Origin of the sequence: Xanthobacter sp. 126 (genome assembly GCF_000526175.1) — a bacterium.
GTDB classification, from domain to species: domain Bacteria; phylum Pseudomonadota; class Alphaproteobacteria; order Rhizobiales; family Xanthobacteraceae; genus Xanthobacter; species Xanthobacter aminoxidans.
In genome coordinates this window covers 4,404,945-4,423,942 of the sequence record NZ_JAFO01000001.1, presented here as the reverse complement: position 1 = coordinate 4,423,942, position 18,998 = coordinate 4,404,945, and the positions used below count along the sequence as shown (strand labels likewise).

At 68.3% G+C, this 18,998-nt stretch carries 16 protein-coding genes and 1 tRNA gene; 6 read left to right on the top strand and 11 right to left on the bottom strand.

Going from position 1 to position 18,998, the window contains the following annotated elements; translation table 11 throughout:
- Nucleotides 1-2 precede the first annotated feature (2 nt).
- Nucleotides 3-2,069, bottom strand: a complete 2,067-nt coding sequence (locus tag XAN126_RS0120945) for a DUF6600 domain-containing protein (RefSeq protein ID WP_024280514.1) — start codon at nucleotides 2,067-2,069, stop codon at nucleotides 3-5.
- A gap of 267 nt (nucleotides 2,070-2,336) precedes the next feature.
- On the opposite strand from XAN126_RS0120945, the gene XAN126_RS0120940 reads away from it, so the two are divergent.
- The 4 genes from XAN126_RS0120940 (at nucleotide 2,337) to XAN126_RS0120925 (ending at nucleotide 5,679) form a co-directional block, all read left to right on the top strand.
- On the top strand, nucleotides 2,337-3,311 hold the full coding sequence (locus XAN126_RS0120940) for a tripartite tricarboxylate transporter substrate binding protein BugD (RefSeq protein ID WP_024280513.1): 975 nt from the start codon (nucleotides 2,337-2,339) through the stop codon (nucleotides 3,309-3,311).
- Between the two features lie 194 nt (nucleotides 3,312-3,505).
- Nucleotides 3,506-3,967 carry a tripartite tricarboxylate transporter TctB family protein gene (locus tag XAN126_RS0120935; protein ID WP_024280512.1) on the top strand — a complete coding sequence of 154 codons (462 nt, stop codon included), beginning with the start codon at nucleotides 3,506-3,508 and terminating at the stop codon, nucleotides 3,965-3,967.
- A gap of 10 nt (nucleotides 3,968-3,977) precedes the next feature.
- Nucleotides 3,978-5,477 carry a tripartite tricarboxylate transporter permease gene (locus tag XAN126_RS0120930; protein WP_024280511.1) on the top strand — a complete coding sequence of 500 codons (1,500 nt, stop codon included), beginning with the start codon at nucleotides 3,978-3,980 and terminating at the stop codon, nucleotides 5,475-5,477.
- Between the two features lie 126 nt (nucleotides 5,478-5,603).
- Nucleotides 5,604-5,679: transfer RNA gene (locus XAN126_RS0120925), tRNA-Lys, on the top strand.
- Nucleotides 5,680-6,004: 325 nt separating this feature from the next.
- Here XAN126_RS0120925 and XAN126_RS0120920 read toward each other — a convergent pair.
- The 5 genes from XAN126_RS0120920 to XAN126_RS0120900 all read right to left on the bottom strand — a co-directional run bounded on the left by XAN126_RS0120920 (nucleotide 6,005) and on the right by XAN126_RS0120900 (nucleotide 11,847).
- Nucleotides 6,005-7,492, bottom strand: coding sequence for an aldehyde dehydrogenase family protein (locus tag XAN126_RS0120920; RefSeq protein WP_024280510.1), 1,488 nt, complete (start codon nucleotides 7,490-7,492; stop codon nucleotides 6,005-6,007).
- 91 nt (nucleotides 7,493-7,583) lie between these two features.
- A complete protein-coding gene (locus XAN126_RS0120915; protein WP_024280509.1) occupies nucleotides 7,584-8,966 on the bottom strand; it encodes an MFS transporter in 1,383 nt (460 codons plus the stop codon).
- An 87-nt stretch (nucleotides 8,967-9,053) separates the two neighbouring features.
- On the bottom strand, nucleotides 9,054-10,001 hold the full coding sequence (locus tag XAN126_RS0120910; protein ID WP_024280508.1) for an amidohydrolase family protein: 948 nt from the start codon (nucleotides 9,999-10,001) through the stop codon (nucleotides 9,054-9,056).
- 84 nt (nucleotides 10,002-10,085) lie between these two features.
- On the bottom strand, nucleotides 10,086-10,922 hold the full coding sequence (locus XAN126_RS0120905) for a polysaccharide deacetylase family protein (RefSeq protein WP_024280507.1): 837 nt from the start codon (nucleotides 10,920-10,922) through the stop codon (nucleotides 10,086-10,088).
- A gap of 31 nt (nucleotides 10,923-10,953) precedes the next feature.
- Nucleotides 10,954-11,847 carry a fumarylacetoacetate hydrolase family protein gene (locus XAN126_RS0120900; protein WP_024280506.1) on the bottom strand — a complete coding sequence of 298 codons (894 nt, stop codon included), beginning with the start codon at nucleotides 11,845-11,847 and terminating at the stop codon, nucleotides 10,954-10,956.
- Between the two features lie 161 nt (nucleotides 11,848-12,008).
- On the opposite strand from XAN126_RS0120900, the gene XAN126_RS0120895 reads away from it, so the two are divergent.
- Nucleotides 12,009-12,680: a GntR family transcriptional regulator gene (locus XAN126_RS0120895; protein WP_024280505.1), complete on the top strand. Its 672-nt coding sequence runs from the start codon at nucleotides 12,009-12,011 to the stop codon at nucleotides 12,678-12,680.
- A 19-nt stretch (nucleotides 12,681-12,699) separates the two neighbouring features.
- Here XAN126_RS0120895 and XAN126_RS0120890 read toward each other — a convergent pair whose 3' ends face one another.
- The 4 genes from XAN126_RS0120890 to XAN126_RS0120875 all read right to left on the bottom strand — a co-directional run bounded on the left by XAN126_RS0120890 (nucleotide 12,700) and on the right by XAN126_RS0120875 (nucleotide 16,710).
- A complete protein-coding gene (locus tag XAN126_RS0120890; protein WP_024280504.1) occupies nucleotides 12,700-13,029 on the bottom strand; it encodes a sulfite:cytochrome C oxidoreductase subunit B in 330 nt (109 codons plus the stop codon).
- 11 nt (nucleotides 13,030-13,040) lie between these two features.
- The gene (locus XAN126_RS0120885) at nucleotides 13,041-14,261 is read right to left on the bottom strand and encodes a molybdopterin-dependent oxidoreductase (protein ID WP_024280503.1); all 1,221 of its coding nucleotides are present in this window, start codon (nucleotides 14,259-14,261) and stop codon (nucleotides 13,041-13,043) included.
- A gap of 215 nt (nucleotides 14,262-14,476) precedes the next feature.
- Complete coding sequence (locus XAN126_RS0120880; RefSeq protein ID WP_024280502.1) at nucleotides 14,477-15,244, bottom strand: siderophore-interacting protein; 768 nt, start codon at nucleotides 15,242-15,244, stop codon at nucleotides 14,477-14,479.
- 23 nt (nucleotides 15,245-15,267) lie between these two features.
- Nucleotides 15,268-16,710 (bottom strand): MFS transporter, encoded by a 1,443-nt coding sequence (locus XAN126_RS0120875; RefSeq protein WP_024280501.1) that lies wholly within the window; start codon nucleotides 16,708-16,710, stop codon nucleotides 15,268-15,270.
- A gap of 182 nt (nucleotides 16,711-16,892) precedes the next feature.
- On the opposite strand from XAN126_RS0120875, the gene XAN126_RS0120870 reads away from it, so the two are divergent.
- Complete coding sequence (locus tag XAN126_RS0120870) at nucleotides 16,893-17,807, top strand: LysR family transcriptional regulator (protein ID WP_024280500.1); 915 nt, start codon at nucleotides 16,893-16,895, stop codon at nucleotides 17,805-17,807.
- A gap of 23 nt (nucleotides 17,808-17,830) precedes the next feature.
- Here the strand turns inward: XAN126_RS0120870 and XAN126_RS0120865 are convergent, their stop codons facing one another.
- Nucleotides 17,831-18,871 (bottom strand): LacI family DNA-binding transcriptional regulator, encoded by a 1,041-nt coding sequence (locus XAN126_RS0120865; RefSeq protein ID WP_024280499.1) that lies wholly within the window; start codon nucleotides 18,869-18,871, stop codon nucleotides 17,831-17,833.
- Between the last annotated feature and the right edge of the window lie 127 nt (nucleotides 18,872-18,998).

Sequence of the window (18,998 nt, the reverse complement as noted above, 5' to 3'; positions counted from 1 at the left end):
GATCAGTTGCGACCGGGGCCGTCGCCACCGGGCGCGCCCGCGGCCCCACCGGGACTACCTGCGCCGCCCGTCCGGGCGGCCGGGGTCGCGGGACCGGGGCGCGCGGCACCGGCGGCGGCTCCGCCCGGCGTCGGGCCCGGCTGGGCGCGCTCGCGGGCCGCCGGGGCGGCGGGCTCGCGCGCCGGGCCATCACCCTGCGCCCGGTTGGCCGGCCGCTCGGCCGGCGCGGCGCGCTGGGGCGCGGGACGGTCGGGGGCAGCGCGGTCGGGCGTGGCCGCCCGATCCACGGGGCGGGGCTGATCGCGGCTGGGGCGCTCCGGCCGCTCACGGTCGGCGCGCGGGGAGGGGGCGTTCTTCGGCTGGTCCATCTGGCCGGGAGACGGGCGATCCTCGCGGCCCCGATCCGGGTTGGTGGGCACGGCAGGGCGGTTCGGCGCACTGTTCTGCTCCGGACGCGCGTTGCCGTCTGGCCTCGGCTGCGCCGGGGTGCCCGGCCGGTTGGGCGGCGTTTCCGGCTGGCGGCCCTGATCGGGCTGGGTCCGCCTGTCCTGACGCTCGGCGGGGCTCGCCGGCGACGCCGCATCCGGCTGACGGGCGCGGTCCGGCTCGGCCTGCCGCTCGCTGCGCTCCGGCTGGCCGCTGCGCGGCGTGTCGGGACGCGCCGCATTGGGCGGTGTGCGGTCCGGCGGCGTGGTCGGCGCATCGGGATTGCGCTGCGGGGTGCCCGGCGGCGTACCGGGCGCGCCGGGACGGGCGGCATCGCCGGCGCCGGGCGGCGGCACGTTCGGCATGCCGGGGCGAGCGCCGGGGGCGCCCGGTCGGGCGTCGTCGGTGGCGCGGGCGGGCAGGGTGTTGGGCCGCTCCTGCCGGATCTTGTCCATCACCTGCTGCGCCCGCTCCTGGCGCTGCTCCACGCGTTGCTGCAGCTTCTCGTTCCGCGCCTTGACGGCTTCCAGGCGTTTTTCCTGCATCTCGCCGGCGTTGCGGTTTGCTTCCTCCACGGTCTTCTGGATGCGGTCGCGCTGGCGCTCGCGCAGCTGGTCGATCTCCCGCTCATAGGCGCGGTTGTTGCCCGACCAGCGCTGCTCGCGCAGCTGGCGCCGCTGGCTGTCGTCGATGACCGAGAGCAAAGCGGCCGACGGCGCGGCCAGCCCCGGCACCCGCTCACCCACATAGTTGCGCACCAGGATGCGTCGGTCCTGCGGCAGCTCGCGCTCGAAGCGCGGCGGCGGGGGAACGCGGTTCGCGCGGGCGACGCGCGGGCCGTAAATGCCCACATAGCCGCCGCGATCGACGAACTCGTCCCGGTAATTGTCCACGAAGACAACCCGGCGGGAGGGGATGCCGCCTTCGATCACGCTCGCATAGTCGTTGCGGTCGACGAAGCGGGTCGTCACCACCCCGTCGCGATAGAGCGGCTGGTAGACGCGCGGATTGTCCCGCGACAGCCACACGGCGATCTGCGCGATGGGCGCCACATGCAGCGCCAGCTCCGGCGCGGCGAGGTAGCGGTTGTCCACGAACACCCAGCTTTCCGCCACCGGCGGGTCCATCACCCGCGGCGCGCCATAGGCATAGCCGCGGGAATCGGGGGCGATGGCCGCCCAGCCGGTCTTGCCGCCGCCGCTGCGCCACGTCACCCAGGCCGGCGCCCAGGTGTCGCCGGGCACCCAGAACCAGCCATAGGCGGGCTCATAGCCCCAGCGGCCGTAATGGTAGGTGGCCCAGGCGAATGGCTCGGCCGAATCCCAGTACCAGCCGTAGTCGTCCGTCCAAAGCCAGCGCCCCTCCTGATAGGGCCGCCAAGACGCGTCGAGCCCGGAGGGCACGAAGACGTAGTCATAGTCGGGATGGCGCACCCAGCTCCCGTGCTCGGCCAGCGGCTCGTAGAAGATGTTGATGTCTACCCGCTCACGGCCGGCCTGCTGCGGCTGGCCCTGGCTCCGTTTCTGGGCCTGCTGCGCGGTTGCCGGCGTCGCAAAGGCGAGCGAAGCGACGGCGGGAACCGCGAGCGCGAGCGCCGCCGTGGAGAGCAGGGCTCGGGTGAGGGGCGAGCGCGAGATTCTCATGGCGTCTCCTTTCAAGAGTCGTCTCAAGAGAACCGGCCCGGCCCGCGCTTGTTCCTCGCGGAAATCGCCTGGAAAAACCGTGCTTTGCCAGATGCTTGTGTGACCCAGCGTGGCCGTGATGCGGCCAGAAGGTGGCGAGGCGGGAGCCGGTGAGGTGCCATGCTGCCGACAACCCTACGGAAGTTCGGGCTTGACGCAGCGGCCGCCGCGACCTTCAAAAGGGTTCAGAAGGGGACGCCAAAGGATCCCTCAAGGAGGAGAATGCCCATGCGTATGCTCTCGGCCGCCCTCGCGCTCGCCGCGGCGATCGGATTGTCTGCGACGGCGACGGCGCAGGACTATCCTACGCGGCCGATCACCATGGTGGTTCCCTTCGCGGCCGGTGGCCCGACCGACACGGTGGCGCGTCTCGTCGCCGAATCCATGTCGAAGACGCTGGGCCAGCAGGTCGTCGTGGAGAACGTGGGCGGCGCCGGCGGCACCCGCGGCGCGGGCCAGGTGGCGAAGGCCGCGCCCGATGGCTACACCATCCTGCTCCACCATATCGGCCAGGCCACCGCGGCGACGCTCTACCGCAAGCTGCCCTACAATCCCGCGACCGACTTCGAGGCGGTGGGCCTCGTCACCGCCGTGCCCATGACCATGATCGCCAAGCCCGGCTTCGCCCCCAAGACCATGGCCGAGGCCGTGGACTATGTGAAGGCGAACAAGGACAAGGTGACCTACGGCAATGCCGGCGTCGGCTCCGCCTCGCACCTGTGCGGCATGCTGTTCATGTCGTCGATCGGCACCCAGATGACCACCGTTCCCTATCAGGGCACGGGGCCGGCCATGAACGACCTCGTCGGCGGCCAGATCGACCTCATGTGCGACCAGACCACCAACACCACCGGCCAGATCAAGGGCGGCAAGGTGAAGGCCTATGCCGTCACCACCAAGGGCCACGTGAAGTCGCTGCCCGACCTGCCCACCATGCAGGAGAGCGGCCTCAAGGACTTCGAAGTGGCGGTGTGGCACGGCATCTATGCCCCCAAGGGCACGCCCAAGGCCATTGTCGACAAGCTGAACGCCGCCCTCGACGTCGCCCTCAACGATCCCAAGGTGATCGCCCGCTTCGCCGACCTCGGCACCGAGCCGGAGCCGAAGGACCGCCGCAGCCCAGCCTTCCACAAGGATTTCGTCATCGCCGAGATCGCCAAGTGGAAGCCGGTGATCCAGGGCGCCGGCGTCTACGCCGACTGACCACCCACCGCGGCATCCAGCGTCGTGGCCGCAGCATGCCGGCCCGACGCCCCAGCTGATATCGGCGGGGTTCAAGACCGCGCCGGCGAGCCTTCAGGAACGCATCCCGCGCGGTCGGCGCCAGCCGCGCGGGCCTTCCCACAGCAGGCCACCTGTCAGAGCGCAACCAAAACGCGCCGGCACCGAGGGGGGACATGAACATCATCCGCAATCCGAAGGACGTCCTCTCGGGCCTCCTCTTCATCGCCCTCGGGCTCTTGTTCGGCTGGCAGACGCAGGACCTGCCCATGGGCACGGCGGTGCGCATGGGGCCGGGCTACTTCCCGCTCGTGCTTTCGGCGCTGCTCGGCCTGCTCGGGCTCATCATCCTCGTCAACGGGCTGCGCTTCCCTGGCGAGATGCCGAGTGGCATCGCCTGGCGGGCGGTGCTCGTCATCACCGGCGCGGTGGTGTTCTTCGGCTTCGGTGTGCGGCCCCTCGGCTTCCTGCCCGCCCTCGGCATCTCGGTGTTCGTCTCGGCGCTGGCCTCGCGCCTGTTCACCTTCCGGACGGCGCTGCTGAACACCGCCGTGATGGTGGTGTTCGCCTGGGCCGTCTTCATCAAGGGGCTCGGCCTGCCGCTGCCGCTGCTCGGCCCGTGGCTCGGCGGATACTGAGGAGGCGCCCGTGGACCTTCTCGACAATCTCGCCCTCGGCTTCTCGGTCGCGCTGTCGCTGCAGAACGTCTTCTACTGCTTCGTCGGCGCGCTACTCGGCACGCTGATCGGCGTTCTGCCCGGCCTCGGCCCGGTGGCGACCATCGCCATGTTGCTGCCGCTCACCTTCGGCCTGCCGCCGGTCTCCGCCCTCATCATGCTCGCGGGCATCTATTACGGCGCCCAGTATGGTGGTTCGACCACCGCCATTCTCATCAACCTGCCGGGCGAATCCTCGTCGGTCGTCACCGCCATCGATGGCCACCAGATGGCCCGCAAGGGCCGGGCGGGCGCGGCGCTCGCCACGGCGGCGCTGGGCTCCTTCTTCGCCGGCTCCGTGGCGACCCTCCTGCTCGCCCTGTTCGCGCCGCCGCTCGCCAACCTCGCGCTGCAGTTCGGGCCGCCGGAATATTTCTCGCTGATGGTGCTCGGCCTCATCGCCTCGGTGACGCTGGCTTCGGGCTCGGTGGTCAAGGCCATCGCCATGATCGTGCTGGGGCTGATCCTCGGCCTCTCCGGCCAGGACATCTACACCGGCACGCCGCGCTTCACCTTCGACATGCAGGAACTCTCCGACGGCTTCGACTTCGTTGCGCTGGCCATGGGCATGTTCGGCATCAGCGAGATCATCCGCAATCTGGAGGACGAACACCAGCGCTCGCTGGTGGCGGCCAAGGTGAAGAGCCTGATGCTCACGAAGGAGGAGTTCAAGCGCATCATCGCGCCGGTCCTGCGTGGCACGGTGATCGGCTCCTTCCTCGGCATCCTGCCGGGCGGCGGCGCCATGCTGTCCTCCTTCGCCTCCTATTCCATCGAGAAGAAGATCTCGAAGTACCCGCGCGAATTCGGGCGCGGCGCCATCGAGGGTGTGGCGGGGCCGGAGAGCGCCAACAACGCCGGCGCGCAGACCTCCTTTATCCCCATGCTGACGCTGGGCATCCCCTCCAACCCGGTGATGGCGCTGATGATCGGCGCGCTCATCATCCAGGGCATCACGCCCGGCCCCAACGTGGTTACGGAGAAGCCCGACCTGTTCTGGGGCGTCATCGCCTCCATGTGGGTCGGCAACTTCATGCTGGTGCTGCTCAACCTGCCGCTCATCGGCATGTGGGTGAAGCTGCTCACCGTGCCCTACCACGTGATGTTCCCGGCCATCATCGCGTTCTGCTGCATCGGCGTGTACAGCGTGAACAACAACACGTTCGACGTGTACACCATGGCCCTGTTCGGCCTGCTCGGCTACGCGCTGGTGAAGCTCGATTGCGAGCCCGCCCCGCTGCTGCTCGGCTTCGTCATCGGCCCCATGCTGGAAGAGTACCTGCGCCGGGCCATGCTGATCTCGCGCGGCGACCCCACCGTGTTCGTCACCCGCCCCATCTCGGCCGTGCTGCTGCTGCTCGCCGCGGCCGCGCTGGTGGTGGTGCTGCTGCCATCGGTGCAGAAGGGTCGCGAGGAGGCGTTCAAGGAGTAAATCCACAAGCGACGACGCGGCGGCGGAAAGGACCTGTGGAAATCTTCCCCGCTGCGCCGACCGAGGCCCTTGCCAGCCCGAAACTCATTTGCTACACGAACGCCTCCTTCGGGGGCCACCCCGGACGGGCGCATAGCTCAGTTGGTAGAGCAGCTGACTCTTAATCAGCGGGTCCTAGGTTCGAGCCCTAGTGCGCCCACCATTAAAATCAAAACTTACGGCGGTTTCACCGTTTCGGATTCCTGATCTGAAACGGTTTTCGCCGTAGCCGGCGGATGATCGCTATCTCTCTGTGTCCGAACTGTAAAGCGCGGTGCGCTTGAAGTCCTCGGTGAAGTTCGCTTTGCCCATCGAAGCCTCCTTGCCTCGAACTTGGAGAAGAAGGCGTCCGGGAACCTAGGGGCGGTCCAGCCTCGTCCAAATCTGACAACTGCCATGACAGAGAAGTCGGGCATGGGTCGGAGGGATGACGACTTCAGCCACTCGTTCAGTCAGGATCGCCGACGAAAGCCGGGGGAACCGCCGATTCAGATCTTCTCGGCGATGTCGTCGAGCGCGCTCCATTGGGGCACGTCTCCGAAGCCGGTGGGGATGCGCAGGGCCTTCACATAGGTGAATTCGTTCAGCGTCATGGCCGCCCGCTCGCGCCCGTAGCCGCTGGACTTGGTGCCGCCGAAGGGGGTGCCGTTGCCGCCGCGGTTGTAATTGTTGATGAAGACGATTCCCGCCTCCACCCCCCGGGCCACCCGATTCGCTCGGGCCTGATCGCGTGAATAGACGCCAGCCACCAGCGCGAAATCAGTGGAGTTGGCGATGGCGATGGCCTCCTCCTCGGTGCGGAAACTCATCAGCGCGGTGACGGGGCCGAAGATCTCCTCCTGCGCGATGCGCATATGCGGCGCGACGCCGGTGAAGACGGTAGGCTGGACGAAATAGCCGTTCCGCAGCCGCTCTTCCTGCGGCAGCGGGGCCTGGGCGAGGATGGTGGCGCCTTCCTCCAGGCCGGTGCGGATATAGTCCAGGACCTTCTGCTGCTGGGGCTTCGAGATCAGCGGGCCGACATGGACCTTCGGGTCCGTTCCCTCGCCCAGCCGCAGCCGGCGGACGAATGCGGCAAAGCGCTCGGCGAAGGCATCGTGGATGTCGGCGTGAACGAGGATGCGCGAGCCCGCGGTGCAGGCCTCGCCCTTGTTGAAGAAGGCCGCATCCACCGCATCGCGCACGGCCCGGTCGAGAACGGCATCCTCGAACACGATGAAGGGGTTCTTGCCCCCGAGTTCCAGCAGCACCGGAACGTGCCGCTCCGCCGCCGCCTTGAGCACCGCCGTGCCGGTGGAGGGGGCGCCGGTGAAGGAAATCTTGCGGATCAGCGGATGCGCGGTGAGCGCCCGGCCGGTCGCGCCGGGGCCGGGCACCACATGGACGAGATCGGGCGGCAGCACCGTGTTGATGATCTCGACGATGTGCATGATGGTCAGCGGCGCCTGCTCGCCCGGCTTCAGAACGATGGTGTTCCCGGCTGCCAGCGCCGGCGCGATCTTCGCGCCGGTATGGATGGGCGGCCAGTTGAAAGGGATGATGCCGGCCACGACACCATAGGGCTCGCGCACTGTGACCGAATAGACGTTGCCCATGTCCAGCGTCTCGCCGCTCATCTTGTCGGCGAGGCTGCCGAAATAGGCGAAGGCGTGGATCAGGGCGGAGACGTCGAAGGCCTTGGCGTCACGGACCGGCTTGCCGTTCTCGCGGCAGAGCAGCTCGGAAAGTTCGTCGGCATGTTCGGAGAGCTTGCGGCTGGCCTGGAGAAGGGCAAGCCCGCGCTCGCGCGCAGGGACGCGTCGCCAGCCGAGAAAGGCCGCGTGGGCCGACCGCACCGCCGCGTCCACTTCCGCCGTGCCCCCGCCCTGCACCATGGCGAAGACTTCGCCGGTGGCGGGGTTATCGACGGGAAAGCGGTCCTCGGCATTCGTCGAGGACCAGCGGGTGGTGACGAGATCGAGCGATGCTGTTCCCATGTCGGGCCTTCCTCATCGGTCGCCATGCCCGAAGGAAGCCGGACACGGCAGTGCACCGGCCAGCCCCATCACGGGCTGGCCGGCGCCGGTTTCAGCGGGAGATGTCTTCGAGCGACCGGTTGGTGGTCTCGATGGCCAGAGCCGAGACGACGATGCCGGCGACGATCGCTGCCGCAGCGAAGACGAGGAACACCATGCCGATGCCGTCGGCTACGAAGAAGCCCACGATCAGCGGGCCGACCATGGACGCCAGCCGCAGCCACGCGGTGCCGAGGGCGGTGCCGATGGCCCGGGCGCGGGTCGGGTAGATCTCCGGCGTGTAGAGATAGATGCCGAGCACCGACAGGCCCGCGAAGTAATAGGCGATGCCGCTGAGCACCACGAACTGGGGCACCGACGTGAGGCCGACGTACCAGATGGAGAGGAGCGCCGCCGCGGCCCCGAACAGGGCGACCATGAACAGTCTGCGCCGGCCGATCCGGTCGATGACGAAGCCCGCCGTCAGTCCGCCGGCCAGCTGCATCAGGCTGCCGATGGTGCCGAAACGCAGCGCGGTTTCGAGCGGCAGGTTGAACACGCTCCGGTACAGGGTCGGCAGCCAAGTGCCGAGGCCGTAGGTGATGAGGAAGGTGGAGAACCAGATCACCCACACCACCACCGTGCGCTTGATATAGTCGGGGCCGACCAGGTCACGCCAGGACGACCTGCGCGGGTCCGCGGGGACCCATTCGGTGGGCGGGGCGAGCTTCTGGCCGGTGGAGGCCTCGATCTCGCTCTCGATGCGCGCCATGGCGGCCTTCGCGTCTGCCACCCGGTTGCGGCTCGCGAGCCAGCGAGGCGATTCCGGCAGCAGGAAGCCGAGGCTCACGCCGATGATGATCGGCAAGACGCCGATGAAGAACATGGCCTGCCAGCCCAGGTGCGGCACCACGAAGGAGCCGATCAGGCCGGAGGCGAACAGCCCGAAGGTGAAGACGCATTCGTAGAGGATGAAGAAGCGTCCGCGCTTGTGCGCCTTGGCGATCTCGCTGATGTACACCGCCGCGATCGGCACCTGCGCGCCGAGGCCGAGGCCCTGGATGGTGCGGAAGACAAGGAGCGTCTCGTAGTCGGAGGCGAACGCGCAGGCGAGGCTCATCGCCGACATGATGCAGATGGCGCCAATCATGGTCGGCAGGCGGCCGAAGCGCTCGGCGCACATGCCGGCCACGAGCGCGCCGACAAGCTGGCCGAGATAGCCGGTCGAGATGAGAAAGCCGACCTGCGGCCCGCTGAGCTTCCAGAGCGGCCGCAACACCGGCAGCACTTGGGCGATGGTGAGCGCGTCGAACGCATCGAAGAAGGTGGCCGTACCGATCAGGATGCGGGCCTTCAGGTGCCAGCGCGAGAACGGCAGGCGCTCGATGCGCGCGGCGACGTCGCGGATCACCTCCGCATGCGCGCTGTCGGACTTGCCCATACTGATGTTCGTCATCCAATCACCTCCCCGGCATTGCTTTGATCTGTGTTCTTGATGAGGGAGCGCGCCGATCGCCGGCACGCGTCCTCGCCGCTGCCGGTCTCACGCCAGCTTCAACAGCCTCTTGGCGTTGCCGCCGAAAATCTTTGCCTTGTCGGCGTCGCCGAGCTCGAACGTCCGCAGCCAGTCCACGCCCGGCGCGTTCTCCACGAAGGGCCAGTCGATGGAGAACAGGATGCGGTCCACGCCCATCTCCGCGATGCAGCAGGCAAGCGCGGGGTCGGAGAAGAAGCCGCTCGTCGTCACGTGGAAATGGTCGGTGAACAGCTTGCGGAAGGCCTTCGTCGGCGTGTCGCGGCTCAGGGCCTCGTCGATGCGGGCCATGAGGAACGGGATTCCCTCGCCGAGGTGCCCGAGAATGAGCTGGAGACGGGGAAACGCCTCCAGCGCCCCCGATAGAACGAGGCGCATGGCATGGGTGCCGGTCTCGATGGTGAAGCCCCACGCGGCCGTGGCGAAGGTCGGATGGGTTTCGGCATATTTTCCCATATAGGCCTGCCGCACCGCTGCCATCGGCAAGGCCGGATGGATGTAGAGCGGCACATCCAGCGCCTCGGCGCGTTCCAGGATCGGCCAGAAGCGGGCGTCGTCCAGAAACAGCCCATCCGTCGTCCCGTGGATCATGGCGCCCTTGAAGCCCAGCTCCCGCACGGCGCGTTCCAGTTCCCCCGCGGCGGCATCTGGAACGGCCGTGGGCAGCGAGGCGAAGGCTGCAAAGCGGGTCGGGTGCGCGGCCACCACCTCGGCGAGCCGGTCGTTGGCGCGCCGGGCGACGTCGGCCGCCGATGCCGCCGGAACCCGTTGAAGCCCGGGCGGCGCATGGGAGAGCACCTGGATGTCGACGCCCGCCTCGTCCATCTCACGCAGGCGCTGGGCACCGAGATCGCGCATGCGGGTGCCGAGGCTCCCGCGGGCACCGCCGGCGATGGCGTACACCTCCGCATCGAGATAATGCTCCTCGATGGCAACGACCGGCCCTGGCGCCGCCATGGCGCGCCTCCTGCTGCTCGGATGCGTGTCAAAAGCTCTGGCCCGCCATCCCCCGCGCCGGTCGTGCCGGTGCGGGGGCGTGACTCAGGCACACAGAGCGGCGAGTTCGGCGTGGGTGGTCAGACGCGCCAGCGCCTCGTAGCGGCGGGCGAGGCGCAGCGACTCGATCAGCTCGATGATCCCGTAGGGCCGGCCGAACACATGCGCGTGCACGGTGATGTCCAGGCAGCAGGGGCGCTTGGGGGCGTCCGGCCAGTTCGCGAGCAGGCGCTCCAGGATCTGGGTGAAGGCGCGCGGCTCGTTGCCGTAGCGGATGTAGAGCGGCATGTCGTTCACCTCCATGGTGAACGGGACGCCGACGACGCTGCCCCGCGGCGTTTCCAGCTTGTAGGGCACATCCGTGTCGAAGATATCGGAATGCCAGGCGAAACCCTGCTCCGCCAGCAAAGCGGAGGTGACGGCGCTGGGGGTGCAGCGCGGGCTGATCCAGCCCGCCGGGCGGCGGCCTGAGGTCGCCTCAATGGTGGAGACGCAGCGCAGGAGGTCGGCGCGCTCCTCGGCCTCGGTCTGGTAGGCCGGCACGATGTTCTGCGCCCAGGCATGGGCGGCGATGTCGTGCCCGGCCGTGACGATGGCCTTCATCAGGTCCGGGTAGCGCTCGGCGAGAATGCCGCTGACATAGAACACTGCCTTCACGTCGGCAGCGGCGAGTGCGTCGAGGATGCGCCAGGTGCCGACCTTGGGGCCGTAGTCGGCCCAGGAGCGGCCCTGCAGGTCGAGCACGCCGGCCTTGAGCGGGTTGCCCATGGGGCCGATGCCCGGCGCGGAATCGTCGCTCCAGGCTTCGAGCATCACGCTGACCGAAAGGGCGAGCGGACGGTCCAGGGGCCAGGCGACGGGGGTGGAGGTTGCTGCGGTCATGCGGCGCGCCCTTTCAAGTGTCGCGGTTCGTTCAGCCGATACGATTCTGGAGCGTGCCGATGCCCTCGATGTGGCAGGTCACGAGGTCACCCCGCTGAAGCGGGTGGGGCGGCGTCATGGCATAGCCGACACCGGAGGGCGTGCCGGTGGCGATGATGTCGCCCGCTTCCAGCGTCATCCCGCGCGAGAGGTCCTCGATGATGCGGGGCAGGTCGAAGATCATCTGCGAGGTGTTGGCGGCCTGACGGCGCTCGCCGTTCACCTCCAGCCAGAGGTCGAGCTTCTGCGGATCGGCGATGGCGTCGTCGGTGACGATGCAGGGGCCGATGGGGCAGCTGCCGTCGAGGCCCTTGCCCTTGAACCACTGATCGTGGCGCCGCTGCAGGTCGCGGCCGGTGATGTCGTTGAGCACCGTGTAGCCGAACACGTACTTGCGCCAGTCGGCAGCCGGAATATCGCGGCCGTCGCGGCCGATCACGATGGCAAGCTCGATCTCGTAGTCGAGCAGGTTGGTGATGCCCTCGTGCAGCGGGATGGTGTCGCCGGTGGCGATGACGGTCGTCGGCGGCTTGGAGAAGAACTGGGGAAATTCCGGCAGCTTCAGGTCCAGCCCGCGCGCCTTGTAGCCCTCGGTGACGTGATCGATGTAGTTGCGGCCGACGCAGAAGATGTTCTTGGCCGGGCGCGGGATCGGCGCCAGCAGCGTGACGTCTTCCAGCGGGACGAGACCAGGCACGCCGCTACCCACCCCCCGGGCGGCCTCGGCCAGAGCCTTCGCGGCATCGACGGCGCCGGCGCGGATCAGCGAGAGCATGCTCTCGAATTCGGGCTTGCCGGTTGCCGTAAGGTCGAACACGGCGTCATCGAGCACCACACCCAGGTGCTGATCGGCGGACGGCTTGCGAACAAAGGTGACCAGTTTCATCGGCAGTTCTCCTGCCGTCAAAAAATATCGATTTTCCGAGTCGGTCAACTTAAATATCGATTTTTTTATTTTGCATCGCAATATTATCGATCATTCAGGCTTTACGAAGCGGCTATGATCATCCAAGGTTCGTGGGCGAAGAACGGAGCGCGGCACTGTTGATGACGAAGAGCGCAACCCTGGCCAGCGAGGCCTATGGACGGCTGCGGAGCGACATCATCGATGGGGCGATCAAGCCGGGCGCCAAGCTCAAGATTCGTACCATCTGCGATCAGTATGGCATCGGTGCCAGCCCGGTCCGCGAGGCGCTGAACCGGCTCGCCAGCGAGGGGCTGCTCGATCATCGCGACCAGCGCGGGTTCCGGGTCCACTCGGTCACCCTCCAGGACCTCGACGAGCTGATCCTGGCGCGATGCTGGGCCAACGAGGTCGGGCTGCGCAATTCGATCCGCAGCGGGGGGCTGGCCTGGGAAGAGGGCGTGACCTCGGCGCTTCAGCGGCTGGAGGCCATCCCGCGCTATCTCTCCGACGACACCACCGAACGCAATCCCGCATGGGAGCAGGCCCACGGCGCCTTCCATGCGGCGCTGGTGGCGGCGTCGGGATCGTCCTGGATCAACGATTTCTGCACGCAGCTGTATGTCGCGGCGCAACGCTACCGCCATGCGGCGCGGACCGTCCCGCGTGCCGGCCGCAACGAGCAGGACGAGCACCGGGCCATCGCGCAGGCCGCCATCGCCCGACGCGAGAACGAGGCCGTCGAGCTGCTGATGGAGCATTTCCGGCTGACCGCGCGGCTGGTCCGCGCGGCCCTTCGCCAGGATGGCATGTAGACGTCTGTGACGTCGGGCCCTAGTAGGTGGCCGTCAGATAGTCGACGATCGCCTTGGCGTCCTTCTCATCAATGGGGGCGCCGTAGACGGAGATCATCTTGTGGACCTCGGCATCCCAGAACGGCCGTCCCATCTTGGGCGGCTGCGTGAGGATGTAGTCGGCCGAATGGCACGCCGCACAATTGTTCTCCGCGGCCTCGACCCCTGGACCTGGCTTGAAGACGGCGGTTTCCGGCGGAAGCACATAGGACATGGGCTGCGCCACCGCGAAGCCGGCGAAGGTGCCGGCACAGGCCAGGGCGGCGGCGGTGACGAGGGCGGCGGCGAGGGTCTTGGGATGGCTGGTCATCGGAATGTCCCTCACGCGGCCACGATACGGGTGGTTTCGACGACGTTGCGCATATAGCCGGAGGGGTTCCAGGTCGCCTCCATGGGCTGGCTCTTGCCGAGCACATTGGTGGCCCGCACCAGGATCGCGTGGTCTCCCGGCGGCACGGTCACGCTTGTCCGCCATTCGCGGAACGAGTACTTGCCGAGATCCTCGCCCAGCGTTGCCGGCGCGAAGGATTTGCCGCCATCGGCGGAGACTTCGACGCGCGCGATGCCCGAGCCGCCATCGAAGGCAATGCCGCGCAAGGGCAGGGGCTTGCCCGCCGCGACCTTCGCGCCGTCGAGGACGTTCGTGAGAAAGGACCGCACGACGAAGCGGCCGATCGGCACGGTCTTTTCCGGTTTCCCGCCGGGGGGCACGCAGGCGCATTCGTTGTCGGGAATGCGATAGGCCGTGGCCATCCAGAAATTGTCGAGCGGCTTGTCGAGCACGGTGATCTGGTTGAGGTGTTTCACCCAGTAGGTGCCGAAGTAGCCGGGCACGACGAGGCGCAGGGGAAAGCCGTTCAGCCAGGGCAGATCCGTGCCGTTCATCTGGTAGGCGAGGATCACCTCGCCATCGAGCGCATGATCGAGCTTCAGGGACTTGGCGAAGGCCGGCGTCTGCGGCATGGCGGGACGGTCGAGCCCGCTGAAGGCGACCTCGACGGCCCCGCTCGCGATGCCCGCCTTTTCCAGCACGGCCTTCAGCGGCACGCCCTTCCAGCGGGCATTGCCCATCAGCCCGTTGCCCGCCTGTCCTCCGCCCACGCGCGGCTGGAAGAAGCCCCGGCTGTTACCCGAGCATTGATGCACGGCGACGAATTCCACCGGCTCGAACTTGGTCTTCAAATCATCGAGAGAAAGCGAAAGGGGCGTCGCGACCTTGCCCTTGACCTCCACGCGGAAGGCGGTGGGGTCGATGTCGAGCGGAATGTCGGCAAGGTGATAGCGCACGAAGAAGGCATCGTTCGGCGTCAGGATGCCGTCGTTGAAAACGGAGAACGGGGTTTCCAGCTGAGGGGGGCGCGCGGTCAGGCCAATCAGGGCGCGTTTGCCGGGATAGACCACGAGCGGGCGCTCGCCATTACCAAAGGGAAGCGTGATCGTTTCCGCAGCCAGTGCCGCGAAACGGGACCCCGCCATGAGCCCGGCCCCGGCCCCGAGGGCCATGCCTCCGACCGAACGCAACGCCTGCCGCCTTGTGATCATTCCCCGTTTCCCTTCCCTTGCAGCCCGGTTGGTCCGGGATCTGCTTTCGTCCGGCGTTATCCGAGCTTTTCCGAACAGCCCGACGGGTGGCAGATCGCTCCTGGCACCGATACAGGCCGCCACCCTTGCGCCGGCGACCTGACTCAAACTTCACCGAACCGCCGAAGTGGTCAACATCTGTCTTGTCGATCTCGGCACCGGCACGCGCGGTGCCCTCATTGATCCCCTTCGCTGTCCCTGAAGTCGGTTTCTCCCCGCTTCCAGTACCCGGACATCACGAGCCTGCCGCGCGGAAAGGCGCGGTCGAGCTGGAAGTGCCGACGGACCGCGCGGACGATCGAGGCTTCCGCGGCGAACCAGACCGCACCTGTATCCGGCGGCAGTTCCGCCCCCATCATCGCCTCGGCGAGCCTGGTGCCGACGTTCCGGCCGTTGCGGGGGAGCCAGGTGATTTCCACGTCGGCTGTCGAGGCGAGGATCTGGGCGTCGTCATCCCAGGGAACTTCCACGAAGGCATCGACGGCAAGTCCGGTCGGCAGGGATTCGAGGATGGAAGCGATAGCCGGAAGCGCGGTCTCGTCGCCTCCGATCAGCAAATGCGAGATGTCCGGATCGAGCCGGAAGCCGCCGAGCGGGCCGGCGATCTGGACCACGTCGCCAAGTGCCGCGTTCTGCGCCCAGGTGGAGCAGGGGCCGCCTCCGTGCAGAACGAAATCGATGTCCATCTCGCACAGCGCCTCGCGAAAATGGCGGATGGTGTAGGCGCGTCCGCTCGGCTTCTCGCCGTCGGCCGTCGGCACGAAGACCTTGACCCATTGCGCGGGGCGGCGGACGGGAAAGTCCATGAGCGCCGCCGAGGCGAGGGTGATGCGCCGCATGTGCGGGCTCACCTCGATGACCTTGCGGACCTCGGCGATCCTCAGGCGGCGTTCGGGCGGGACCGGGCGTTCGGCGCCCGCGAGGGGTGTGTTTGTCTGTTTCATCGGAAGGGTCCTTGGCAGCCGGGTCAGGCGCGACGCCGGCGCAGCGTGGTGAGGGAGAGGAGGAAGGCGGCGGCGGCCATGGACGCCGCGATGCGGAAGGCGAAGCGCATGGCCTCCGTCACGAGGTCCGGGGTGGCGGTGGCCGTATCGCCGGCGACGCTGGCGAAGAGCGCGCCCATGAGCGAGGCGCCGGTGATGAGGCCGAGATTGCGGGCGAGGGCCAGCAGGCCGGAAACGAGGCCGCGCTGTTCGGGGCGCGCATCGGTCATGACGGCGGTGTTGTTCGGCGTCTGGAAGAAAGCGAGGCCGACGCTGATGAACAGGATGGCGACGATGTAGATGGCGACACCGCCGTCGCGCGACACCCAGGACATCACGAAGGCCCCGACGGTGAACAGCGCCAGCCCGATGACCATGGCGAGCCTCGCGCCGATGCGGTCGGCAAGGGTGCCGGCCGGCACGCCCATGATGGCAGCGGCGAGGGGACCGACCGTCATGACAAGGCCGACCATGCGGGTGTCGAGGCCGAGCGCCTTCGACAGGAAGAACGGCCCCAGCACCAGGGTCGCCATCATCACCGCATAGACCAGCACGCTCATGACCATGCTGGTGGAGAGCAGCGCGTTGCCGAACATGGAGAGCTTCAGCAGCGGCGCCCGCGCCTTGACCTGCACCGCGAGGAACAATGCGAGGCCGACGAGCGCGCCGAGCCCGAGCTGCAGCACGAGCGGTGCATCGAAGCCCTGCTTGCCGGCCAAGGTCATGGCCAGCGCATAGGCGCCGAGCGTCAGGGCGAGGAGGATGGTGCCGAGCCAGTCGAACCGCGCCGCGGGGACAGGATGCTTCGGCGCATCGATGGCGTTGGGCAGATAGCGCGAGACCAGAAGGAAGGCCAGAAGCCCGAACGGCAGGTTGACCCAGAACACCGCCTGCCAGCCGAAGGCGGCCAGCGCCAGCGAGCCGAGGGACGGGCCGAGGGCGATGCCGAAGGACACCATGGTGGAGAGCACCCCCATGGCGAAGCCGGTGCGCTCCTTGGGGAACACCTCCCCGACGAAGGCGAAGGAGAGCGCCATCAGGATGGCGCCGCCAAGCCCCTGGCCGGCGCGGCCGGCGATCAGCAGCGGCAGGCTGGTGGAGAGGGCGCACAGCACCGAGGCCGCCATGAAGACGGCGAGCCCCCACAGATAGAGCCGCTTCTTGCCGAGCTGGTCGCCGAAACGCCCGACGCCGACGATGAGGGCGGTGACGACGAGCAGATAGCTCACCACCACCCATTGGACGGCCCCGAAGTCCACGCCGAGGCTCTTCACCAAGGTGGGCAGGGCGACGTTGATGATGTTGGTGCCGAGCTGCGACAGCAGGATGGCAAGGGAAAGCCCGGTGAGCACCATGCCGGAACGGACGGGCCGGTGCGCGGCCGCGGCGTGCGGCTGGGCGGTGGGGGAGGAGGTTTGTCGTGTCATGTGGGGTCCTGTCGAAAGCAGCGCGCAGGCGCGTTGAACTGGTCTTTCGATAGGGGGCGGACTTGTTTGCATACAGTGCAATGTCGCTATTATATGATTGCATTGGATGCACTAATGCGGAGGCACCTCCCTTGGCTGCCAAACCGACGCTGCGCCAGGTGACGCGGCTCGTGACGCGCCACGTGCCGCCGCTCGACATGAATCTGCTGGTGACGCTCGACGCGCTTCTCTCGGAGGGCAGCGTCGTGGGTGCCGCGCAGCGGCTGAACCTCTCCGCGCCGGCCATGAGCCGCCAGCTCGCGCGCATCCGTCACCTCCTGGGTGATCCGGTGCTGGTTCGCGCGGGGCGCGGGCTCGTGCCGACCCCGCGTGCCGAGGGCCTGCGCGAGCGGCTGCGCGGCCTCGTGGCCGAGGCCGAGGCGCTGGTGCGCGGCGACGACGAGATCGATCTTCTCAGGCTGGAGCGCACCTTCGTCATCCGCGCCAATGACGGGTTCGTCGGCACCTTCGGCGCGGCACTGGCCTCATTGGCCGCGCAGGAGGCGCCCCTGGTCCGGCTGCGCTTCGCCCATCAGGACAAGGAGGATGTGGAGGCCCTGCGGGAGGGCCGGATCGACGCCGATGTGGGCGTCATCGGCGCCATGGGGCCGGAGATCCGTTTGCAGGCGCTGTTCCATGATCGGTTCGTGGGTGTCGTGCGGCCCGGCCATCCGCTCGCCGGAGACGTGACGCCGGAGCGGTTCGTGGCCTTTCCCCATGTCTCCGTTTCGCGCCGGGGCCGTTTCTCGGGCCCCATTGACGTGGCGCTGGCAGCGCTGGGATTGAAGCGCTTCGTGGCCATTGCGGTGGCCAATTTCAGTGATGCGCTCGCCATCGTGCGCACCTCGGATCACGTTGCCGCGGTGCCGGCGCGACTGACGGAGCCGGGGCGTGCCGGCCTCCACACCTTCGACCTACCGGTGAAGACGGATGCGCTCGCCGTGTCCCTTGCCTGGCATCCCCGTTTCGATGCCGACCCCGCCCACCGATGGCTGCGCGCGGCACTGCGGGCCGCATGTTCGCCCCGGGCGCCGGGACAGGCCGAACCGACCGGATGAGGCGCGCGGACCGCCGGCTGGCTCTATGACGGTTCCCGGGCGAGAGCCGGACTTGTGGCCGGCGCCGTGGCCGATCGGCGGATCACCAGTTCGATGGGCAGCTCCACGCGCTGGGGCTGCGCTTCGCCGCGGAGGCGGGCGAGCAGATGGCGCGCCACCGTGCGCCCAAGCTCGGTGGTGGGCAGGTGCACCGTGGTCAGCGGCGGGGCGAGGTGGGCGGCGATTTCCAGATTGTCGATGCCCACGACCGAGAGCGCGCCGGGCACGGCGATGCCGCTCGCCTGGGCCTCGAACAACGCGCCGGCCGCCAGAAGATCGTTGCCGCAGACCACCGCCGTCGGTGGCGTCGCCCGCGCCATCAGCTCGGCGAGCCCCGCGCGGCCGCCGGCAAGGGTGAAGGGGGCCTCCACCACGCAGGACGAGGGCAGCTCGATCCCCCGTGCGGCGAGGGCGGCGCGCACCCCCGCGACGCGGGAGCGGGCGCGGTCGTTGGCGTGGGTGAAGCCGGAGATCATTCCGAAGCGGCGGTGGCCGAGGTCGAGCAGGTGATCGGCGATGAGCCGCCCCGCCTTCTCGTTATCGAAGCCGATGGCGGGCAGGCGCGCATCAAAAGACCAGGACAGGACAACCGGCACGGAAGCCGTGGTGAGCAGCGCCCAGGTCTCCTCCAGATGGTCGGCGCCCACCACCATCAGCGCGTCGACGCCGCGCGCCAGCATCGCCCGCACCGCCGCCGCCTCCTGCGCCGGGGCATAATCGTGAGCGGCGACGAGGAGCTGATAGCCGTTGCCCGCAAGCTCGGTCTGCATGGCCTGGATGGCGCGGGCGAAGATGGCGTGATCGAGGGTGGGCACCACCGCGCCGATGGTCAGCGTCTTGCCGGAGGCGAGGGCGCGGGCCGCGCCGCCCGGCACGTAGTTCAGCCGCGCGATGGCGTCGCTCACGCGCGCCAGGGTCTCCGCCTGCACCAGGTCCGGGCGCGAGAGGGCGCGCGAGACCGTGGCCGTGGAGACCCCGGCCAGCTGAGCCACATCCTGAAGCGTCGCCCGCGCCTTGCGATTCATGGTTGTCATCATGCCAGCAGGCGGCCGGAATGAACAGAGATGAATGCGCTTGCAGCCTGTGCCCGCAAGGCAATTACCGCAATGCAGCAGTGAATATAGAGATCTCTGACCGATCGCCGCTTGACAC

Excerpts from the sequence above, each read along its gene's own strand:
- XAN126_RS0120945 (WP_024280514.1), bottom strand. The coding sequence starts at position 2,069 with ATGAGAATCTCGCGCTCGCCCCTCACCCGAGCCCTGCTCTCCACGGCG.
- XAN126_RS0120940 (WP_024280513.1), top strand. The coding sequence starts at position 2,337 with ATGCGTATGCTCTCGGCCGCCCTCGCGCTCGCCGCGGCGATCGGATTG.
- XAN126_RS0120905 (WP_024280507.1), bottom strand. The coding sequence starts at position 10,922 with ATGACCGCAGCAACCTCCACCCCCGTCGCCTGGCCCCTGGACCGTCCG.
- XAN126_RS0120900 (WP_024280506.1), bottom strand. The coding sequence starts at position 11,847 with ATGAAACTGGTCACCTTTGTTCGCAAGCCGTCCGCCGATCAGCACCTG.
- XAN126_RS0120910 (WP_024280508.1), bottom strand. The coding sequence starts at position 10,001 with ATGGCGGCGCCAGGGCCGGTCGTTGCCATCGAGGAGCATTATCTCGAT.
- XAN126_RS0120915 (WP_024280509.1), bottom strand. The coding sequence starts at position 8,966 with ATGACGAACATCAGTATGGGCAAGTCCGACAGCGCGCATGCGGAGGTG.
- XAN126_RS0120895 (WP_024280505.1), top strand. The coding sequence starts at position 12,009 with ATGACGAAGAGCGCAACCCTGGCCAGCGAGGCCTATGGACGGCTGCGG.
- XAN126_RS0120875 (WP_024280501.1), bottom strand. The coding sequence starts at position 16,710 with ATGACACGACAAACCTCCTCCCCCACCGCCCAGCCGCACGCCGCGGCC.
- XAN126_RS0120880 (WP_024280502.1), bottom strand. The coding sequence starts at position 15,244 with ATGAAACAGACAAACACACCCCTCGCGGGCGCCGAACGCCCGGTCCCG.
- XAN126_RS0120935 (WP_024280512.1), top strand. The coding sequence starts at position 3,506 with ATGAACATCATCCGCAATCCGAAGGACGTCCTCTCGGGCCTCCTCTTC.
- XAN126_RS0120920 (WP_024280510.1), bottom strand. The coding sequence starts at position 7,492 with ATGGGAACAGCATCGCTCGATCTCGTCACCACCCGCTGGTCCTCGACG.
- XAN126_RS0120890 (WP_024280504.1), bottom strand. The coding sequence starts at position 13,029 with ATGACCAGCCATCCCAAGACCCTCGCCGCCGCCCTCGTCACCGCCGCC.
- XAN126_RS0120885 (WP_024280503.1), bottom strand. The coding sequence starts at position 14,261 with ATGATCACAAGGCGGCAGGCGTTGCGTTCGGTCGGAGGCATGGCCCTC.
- XAN126_RS0120865 (WP_024280499.1), bottom strand. The coding sequence starts at position 18,871 with ATGAATCGCAAGGCGCGGGCGACGCTTCAGGATGTGGCTCAGCTGGCC.